Here is a 7397-nt window from a genome sequence, read left to right on the forward strand (position 1 = left end):
TTTTTAAACTTCTTGCGCGACTTTTTACTGGGCTACGGCTACTTTGCGATGTATTATGCCTTGGCGATTACTTTCATTTATTTTCTGATTTTCGCTTTATCGATTCGCCATACTTCGCCTCTTCAAAGAGGGATTCGCTACAATCGCATTCAGAAGCTGTCCGGTTCCGAACACTTGCCGCCAGTGTCCTTGTTAGTCCCGGCGTTTAACGAAGAATTAACGATCAAAGAAAACGTAAGATCCTTGTTGGCTTTGAACTATCCGGAATACGAGGTTATCGTCGTGAATGACGGCTCCAATGACGATACGACCCGAATTATGATCGAAGAGTTCCAGCTTCAAGAGATTCAGCCTTTTGTCGCCAAACCTATTAAAACCGAGAAGGTCAGAGGCTATTATCATAATCCCGAGTATCCGAACTTGTTTTTCATTGATAAAGAAAACGGAGGCAAAGCGGACTCCTTAAACGCAGGAATCAACCTTTCCCGCCATTCTCTGATTTCGACGATCGATGCCGATTCGCTGCTGGAGAAAGACGCGCTAACCCGAATCGCCAGAGTGTATATGGAAAATCCCGAAGAGACTGTGGCGGTCGGCGGAAACGTACGAATCGTGAACAGCTGTACGGTAGAAGACGGGATCGTCAAAAAAATCCGTTTTCCGCAAAAAGTGTGGCCGGCGCTGCAGAACGTAGAGTATATCAAAGCTTTCTTGGGCGGCCGGATCGGCTGGAGCGCCATTAACGGATTGATCATCGTGTCCGGCGCCTTCGGCGTCTTTCAGAAGGATAAGGTCATCGCGGTAGGCGGATATCGCGGCGGATATCCCGGGGAAGACATGAACATCGTCATCAAGCTTCACCGTTATTGCCTGGAAAATAAAATCCCTTACCATGTCGCTTTTTGCCCGGACGCCGTATGTTGGACGCAAGCGCCGGATACTTATCGGATACTAAGCAGCCAACGGAAGCGCTGGGGCCGCGGGAACTTGAAAAACATGGTCGAAGAAGGGTTCCATATGATTTTCCGCCCTCGGTACAAAGTGTTCGGGCTTTTAACGCTTCCGTATAACGTATTGTTTGAAACCTTGAACCCATATTTTCGCTTAAGCGGTCTGATTGCGATGCTGGGGTACTGGCTGCTGAATATGGCGGATTGGAAAACCGTCGTCGTCTTTATGCTGGTGAACTTTTTCTCCTGTTTCATTCTGAGCCTCGGCGCTTTGTTTATCGAGGAAAAAGCGTTTAATCGTTATCCGAAACTGAGCGATCTCCACAAAATGATGCTGTACTCTGTTCTCATGTTTTTTGGTTACCGACAAGTCGGCGTGCTGTGGAGATTAATGGGACACATCGACTTCTTCCGCAACAACAATACGTGGGGAACGATGGTTCGTACCAATTTTAATAAATAGGAGTGGAGATCATGGCCGTCATTCGCAACAGCATTCAGGAAACGACGTTGCAGCTTTTACAATTCATCCATGTGGCGACCCGAAAGAGCGCTTCGTGCGGAGTCATTCTGGCTCCTTGCGCGGACTTGAGTCCAAGAACGCTCGAACAGGCGAAAGGGGTGATAAGCAAGAACGACATCTCTCTGTCGGTCCAATTATTCTATGACGATTCGAATCAGGTTTTATGCGCGGTACTGGACGGCGGTACATTGGGCAGCACCCATTATGCGTCGCTCGTATTGAAGGATTTCCTTCAACCTCGGCGTCTGCTGCACGGACGATTAATCGTGTCCAGCTTTCCGGAGAGCGGAAAGCCGACCGAGTCCGCAATCGCGGATTTCATTCAGCAGGCGATCCGGAGCAAAGGCAACGAGGGGGACATTCGTTTTCTTACGTCGGACGATGCCGCGACTTCTGTACTCATTGCCGAGCCAGACGATCTTGTGCGCGAATTCATCAAGATCCGCTTGGAGCTGAAAGGGTATCGCGTCTATGAGGCGCAAGACGGACAAGAGGCTTACGATGTGTTCTTCCGGGAATTGCCGGACCTCGTCATTACCGAGTTAAATATGCCGATTCTGGATGGATATCAGCTGATTCGCAGCATCCAACGCCATGAACCGAATGAAGGCAAGGTGATCGTTCTGACGGACAATCATCTCGCGGACCACAGGAGCCGCGCTTACGAGTCGGGAGCTGCCGATTACGTGACCAAGCCGCTGTCGATCTCCGAATTGGAATGGAAAATCAAGAGACTGGCTGGAAACCTTTAACTTGAAAATGCGAGGAGCGGATAGTATGACATACAACATCTTAAAAGAAAATCTGCAAAATAAAACGGCGAAAGTCGGCGTCGTAGGTCTGGGATACGTCGGTTTGCCGCTAGCGATGGAAATGGTAAAAGGCGGTTTTACCGTATATGGCATTGACTTGGATAACCGTAAAATAGAGTCCCTTCTTGGCGGCGAATCCTACATTCAAGACGTGCCGAGTTCCATCGTGGCCGATGCCGTGAGCAGCGGGAAATTCGTGCCGACGAACCGCTTCGAAACGATGCGGGAGTTGGATACGATCAGCATCTGCGTGCCGACCCCCCTCAGCGAAAACCAGGATCCGGACACTTCCTTTATTGTGAGCGTTGTGAACGAGATCAAGAAATATATCCGCAAAGGAACGTTGATCGTTCTTGAAAGCACGACATATCCCGGAACGACGGAAGAGTTAATCGAATACGAGCTTGAGGCTCTGGGATTAAAGGCCGGTCGGGACTTCTTCCTCTGTTTCTCCCCGGAGCGCGTAGACCCGGGCAATCCCAACTACAATACGTACAATACGCCCAAGGTCATCGGCGGCACGACGGAGAGATGCAAAGAGCTCGGGGTATCGCTGTACAACAACGTGGTCAAAACCGTCGTTCCGGTGTCTTCGCCTAAAGTCGCGGAGATGTCCAAGCTGCTGGAAAATACGTTCCGCAGCATCAACATCGCTTTCGTCAACGAATTGGCCATGATGTGCGATCGAATGGCGATTGACGTATGGGAAGTCATTCGGGCCGCCTCTACGAAACCGTTCGGATTTATGGCCTTCTATCCGGGGCCGGGAATCGGCGGGCATTGCATCCCGCTGGACCCGATGTATCTATCCTGGAAAGCCAAAGAATTCCGCTTTTACAGCAAGTTTATCGAATTGGCCCAGTCGATTAACGATAATATGCCGGAATACGTTCTGAACAAGACGGCTCAAGTGCTGAACGTATACGCCAAATCGATCCGCAACTCTAAAGTATTGCTGCTAGGCATGTCCTACAAGCCGGACATCGACGATCTGCGCGAATCTCCCGGCCTGGAAATCTATGAATTGTTCAAAAAAAGCGGAGCAAAGGTGGAATATTACGATCCGTACGCAACTTCGTTCCAGGACGAACAGGGCCGCAGCGTTCATACGGTGAAATACGATCCGGACGCCTTTGCCCAATACGATTGCATGGTGTTGATCACCAATCATCGCAGCTTCAGCTATCATGAGCTGGCGGAAATGGGCGTTCCGATTATCGATACGCGCAATGCTTTTGCAGACATTAAGTCGGATAACATTCATAAGCTAGGAACCGGAATTCAACACCAAGACGTGAAAGTTCTTGTCGGCGCTTAAATCCAACATTCCCAGCAAGCTCCCGCCTCTTAAAATGATTTTGATCGCCATGCTGATCTGCGTGGCGATCGCAACGGTTCTTATGCTGAAAGAACGCTTCGACAAGCCGTCGATTATGGCGACTTGGGTATGGGATACAACGGCTTTAATAGAAGACAAAAACGAAATACTCGCATTTGCCGAAGATCAAGGAGTGAACGTAATCTTCCTGCACATCGATCGCGAATCCCAAGATTTTGAACCGTACCGGACTTTCGTCGAGGAAGCGCACGGGTTGGGAATCGAGGTCGAAGCGCTGGGAGGAGACCCCACCTGGGGATTAACCGATTATAGACGGGAGATCGACTCTTTTATCGGGTGGATGGAAGACTATCGAAACGCGGTGAGCGAACAAGCCGCATTTGACGGCATCCACGTCGATATTGAGCCTTATCTGCTGGAGGGATGGGAACAGGATCGTGACGATGCTGTAAGCCAATGGATGGATAACGCGGCATATTTAGTTGACAGGGCCAAGCGGGTCGGCTCCTTGCGGGTATCAGCCGATCTCCCTTTCTGGATTCATAAGATTCCCGCCCGATCCGGCGAGAGCTTGGGAGCTTGGATGCTGGAGCGGTTCGACCGCGTTGTGCTGATGAATTATCGGAATTTCGCCATCGGCGATAACGGAATTGTAGAACATGCTTTGCCGATGATCAAGGAAGGAACCCGAGCGGGGAAGCCCGTGATCATTGGTCTGGAAACGGCTCCTTCGGACGAAGGGGAGCACGTTACTTTTTTCGGCCAGGACGCCTCCAGCTTACAGCGGCAAATACAGTTGAGCCATAAGGCTATGCGTCGGTATTCCGGATATGAAGGCTTCTCCATCCATGACTACAAGAGCTGGAAGGGAGCCGCAGAATCCGGTCCGCAGGAATGAAAGGAAGGACGATACGTATGGGAAAATATTTCGGTACCGACGGGGTACGCGGCGTAGCTAACGGGACGTTAAGTCCTGAATTAGTATTTCGTTTAGGACGACTAGGCGGATATGTGTTAACTCGGAACAAGCAGGGGAAACGTCCGAAAATATTGATCGGGCGGGATACCCGCGTTTCGGGGGAGATGCTGGAAGCGGCTCTTGTCGCAGGCTTATTGTCGATTGGCGCCGACGTTCTCCGATTAGGCGTTATTTCTACGCCGGGCGTGGCGTATTTGACGAAAGCAAGGGGAGCGGATGCGGGGGTGATGATTTCCGCATCCCATAATCCAGTGGAGGATAATGGGATTAAATTTTTCGGAGGCGACGGATTTAAGCTGTCGGACGAGATCGAAGCGGAGATCGAAGCGCTGCTGGATGCGGATGAGGACGAGGATCGAATTCCGCGTCCGATCGGCGCCGGCGTCGGTGCGGTGCAGGACGACCTCGAAGGGGGACAAGCCTATCTTTCCTACTTAAAGGCGACGGTTAATCATCGCTTCGAAGGGCTTAAAGTGGTCGTGGATTGCGCCAACGGAGCGGTGTCGAGGTTGGCGCCCCGGCTTTTCCGCGACTTGGGAGCAGATACGGTGGTGTTGTCCCATCAACCGGACGGCTTGAATATTAACGATGGATGCGGCTCTACGCACCCCGAAGCGGTTCAGCGGGCGGTGTTGGAGCATCGGGCCGACCTCGGCCTTTCCTTCGATGGGGATGCGGATCGGCTTATTGCCGTCGATGAGAAGGGGACGATCGTGGACGGAGACCATATCCTCTACATTCTGGCTGAATTCATGAAGAAGCGTCAACGCTTGAAGAATGATACGGTAGTGTCTACCGTCATGAGCAACCTGGGCTTCTACAAGGCGCTGGAGCGGAAGGGGATCGCGACCAAACAAACCAAAGTCGGAGACCGCTACGTTTTGGAGGAAATGCTGCAAGGCGGCTATAATCTGGGCGGGGAGCAGTCGGGCCATATCGTGATGCTGGACTATGGCACGACCGGAGACGGCATGCTGTGCGCGATTCAACTGATGGACGTCTTGAAATCCGAGTCCGAATCTCTAAGCGAGCTTGCGCGAGGCATGACCAAGTATCCGCAGCTGCTGATCAACGTTCAAGTCGAGGACAAGTCGAAGCTGGCGGGAAATCCGAAAGTCGAAGGAGCCATCAGATCGGTAGAGAATCGGATGGACGGGAGCGGGAGAGTGCTCGTTCGCCCTTCAGGGACGGAATCGATCGTGCGAGTGATGGCGGAAGGCCCGAATGAACAAGAGCTTGCCGGCTTTGTCGGGCAAATCGTCGCTGCGATTAAGGAAGAATTGGCATTCAGCGGTAGATGATGAAGAAATGGCTGATCTGGATTTGGGTCATCGTCCTATGCGTATCGATTGTCGTACCCGTCGCTGCCGCCGCTTCCCAAATCCGAATCGTCGTAAACGGCGAGAAGGTAGATTTTCCGGATGCGCCCCCGTATATCGAGCGCCAATCGAACCGTACGATGGTCCCGGCAAGATTCGTATCGGAAAAGCTGGGCGCCAAGATGGAGTGGAACAAGGATTCCAACCAAGTCGCTTTCTCGATGCCGAATAGAACGATCCTTGTAACGATCGGCCAAAACAACGCGAAAGCGGCGAATGGGGAGACGATAACGCTCGATACGCCGGCGGTGATCCAAAACAACCGCGTTATGGTCCCGCTGCGGCTGATCGGCGAGCTTTTTCAAGCTCAAGTGGAGTGGGATGCGCAGCATAGGCTGGCCGTCGTGACGACTCCGCCGAAAATTCCTAAAGGCACGTGGATTTGGGATAGCCGCATCATTGAAAACGATCGGGATCGAATTCTCGGCTTTGCAAGCGAGCACGACGTAAATGCCATTTACCTTCACATGAATAGAGATATTGCGCCTAAGGTATATGCCGATTTCATTCGAAGCGCCAACGAACGGCAAATCAGAGTAGAGGCTCTGGCCGGTCGTCCCGATTGGGGGCTTAAATCTAAGCAGGATCAAATAAAAGCATTTATGGCATGGGTTCGGCAGTACAACGCATCCGTTGAGTCGGAAGAACGCTTTGCCGGTCTGCATTTCGATATCGAACCTTATCTGTTGGCTGAATGGGATGCCAATAATCGGATGATTCTTGAAAACTGGTTACATAATTTGAGATTCATTGAGCAGGAAGCCAAAGGCAGCGGATTAGAAATTGCGTTGGACGTCCCTTTTTGGCTTCATAACGTTAAAGTGCCCGACACCGAATACAGCTTCAGCGCATGGCTGCTTGAGAAGTTCGACAGTCTTGTAATTATGGATTATCGCAATCATGCCTTGGGGAAAGACGGGATCGTCGCCAACGCCCAAGCGATGTTGAAGGAAGCCTCTGCTCTCGGCAAGTCTTTGATCATTGCGGTGGAAACCGCTAGAAGCTTGGAAGGCGATCGCGTGTCCTTCTATTCCAAGAATCCGGATTTCATGGATCAAGAGCTGCAAACCGCTCATCGAGAGCTATCCCAGCATGCCGGTTATGCCGGAATGGCAATCCACGATTATAGAAGCTGGGTTGCGATGGTTGGGAGCTCGGAGTGAGGGGGATGCGTAGTCGTCAAAATCAGGCGGCATTTATATGGCTCGAAAAGCGGTAAGTCCCATTTGGCAGCGGGGCTTGCCGCTTTTCATTGTTTCGATAACCAGAAATAGATATAATTTACTAAAAAGGATCGGGGGACTATTGCTATGGGCTCAAATTCGAATTCTGAAAGCCTGCATCAGCGACACGACACCTCGTATCGTTTTTTATTATCGAGTAAAAAGCTGTTTGTTGAACTTCTTCGTTCCTTC

Annotated in this window: 7 protein-coding genes; all 7 read left to right on the forward strand. The window is 51.2% G+C overall.

Going from position 1 to position 7397, the window contains the following annotated elements:
• The first annotated feature begins 12 nt into the window (after positions 1–12).
• A complete protein-coding gene (locus DFP98_RS23370; RefSeq protein WP_116063042.1) occupies positions 13–1413 on the forward strand; it encodes a glycosyltransferase family 2 protein in 1401 nt (466 codons plus the stop codon).
• A gap of 11 nt (positions 1414–1424) precedes the next feature.
• Positions 1425–2225: a response regulator gene (locus DFP98_RS23375; protein ID WP_116063026.1), complete on the forward strand. Its 801-nt coding sequence runs from the start codon at positions 1425–1427 to the stop codon at positions 2223–2225.
• A gap of 25 nt (positions 2226–2250) precedes the next feature.
• Positions 2251–3603 (forward strand): nucleotide sugar dehydrogenase, encoded by a 1353-nt coding sequence (locus DFP98_RS23380; RefSeq protein WP_116063027.1) that lies wholly within the window; start codon positions 2251–2253, stop codon positions 3601–3603.
• Complete coding sequence (locus DFP98_RS23385; protein ID WP_116063028.1) at positions 3590–4522, forward strand: hypothetical protein; 933 nt, start codon at positions 3590–3592, stop codon at positions 4520–4522. Before DFP98_RS23380 ends, DFP98_RS23385 begins: the two co-directional genes overlap by 14 nt.
• Positions 4523–4539: 17 nt before the next feature.
• Positions 4540–5904, forward strand: coding sequence for a phosphoglucosamine mutase (glmM, locus tag DFP98_RS23390; protein ID WP_116063029.1), 1365 nt, complete (start codon positions 4540–4542; stop codon positions 5902–5904).
• Complete coding sequence (locus tag DFP98_RS23395; RefSeq protein ID WP_342772503.1) at positions 5901–7145, forward strand: copper amine oxidase N-terminal domain-containing protein; 1245 nt, start codon at positions 5901–5903, stop codon at positions 7143–7145. The genes glmM and DFP98_RS23395 overlap by 4 nt, the downstream gene beginning before the upstream one ends.
• Positions 7146–7182: 37 nt before the next feature.
• On the forward strand, positions 7183–7397 hold a 215-nt coding region (locus tag DFP98_RS39495), incomplete at its 3' end, for a hypothetical protein (protein ID WP_220377154.1).

Source organism: Cohnella phaseoli, from assembly GCF_003386235.1.
Classification (GTDB): domain Bacteria; phylum Bacillota; class Bacilli; order Paenibacillales; family Paenibacillaceae; genus Cohnella; species Cohnella phaseoli.

Bases quoted from the DNA above. Each gene is read 5' to 3' on its own strand.
- DFP98_RS23375 (WP_116063026.1), top strand. From the start codon at position 1,425: ATGGCCGTCATTCGCAACAGCATTCAGGAAACGACGTTGCAGCTTTTA.
- DFP98_RS23380 (WP_116063027.1), top strand. From the start codon at position 2,251: ATGACATACAACATCTTAAAAGAAAATCTGCAAAATAAAACGGCGAAA.
- glmM (WP_116063029.1), top strand. From the start codon at position 4,540: ATGGGAAAATATTTCGGTACCGACGGGGTACGCGGCGTAGCTAACGGG.
- DFP98_RS23395 (WP_342772503.1), top strand. From the start codon at position 5,901: ATGATGAAGAAATGGCTGATCTGGATTTGGGTCATCGTCCTATGCGTA.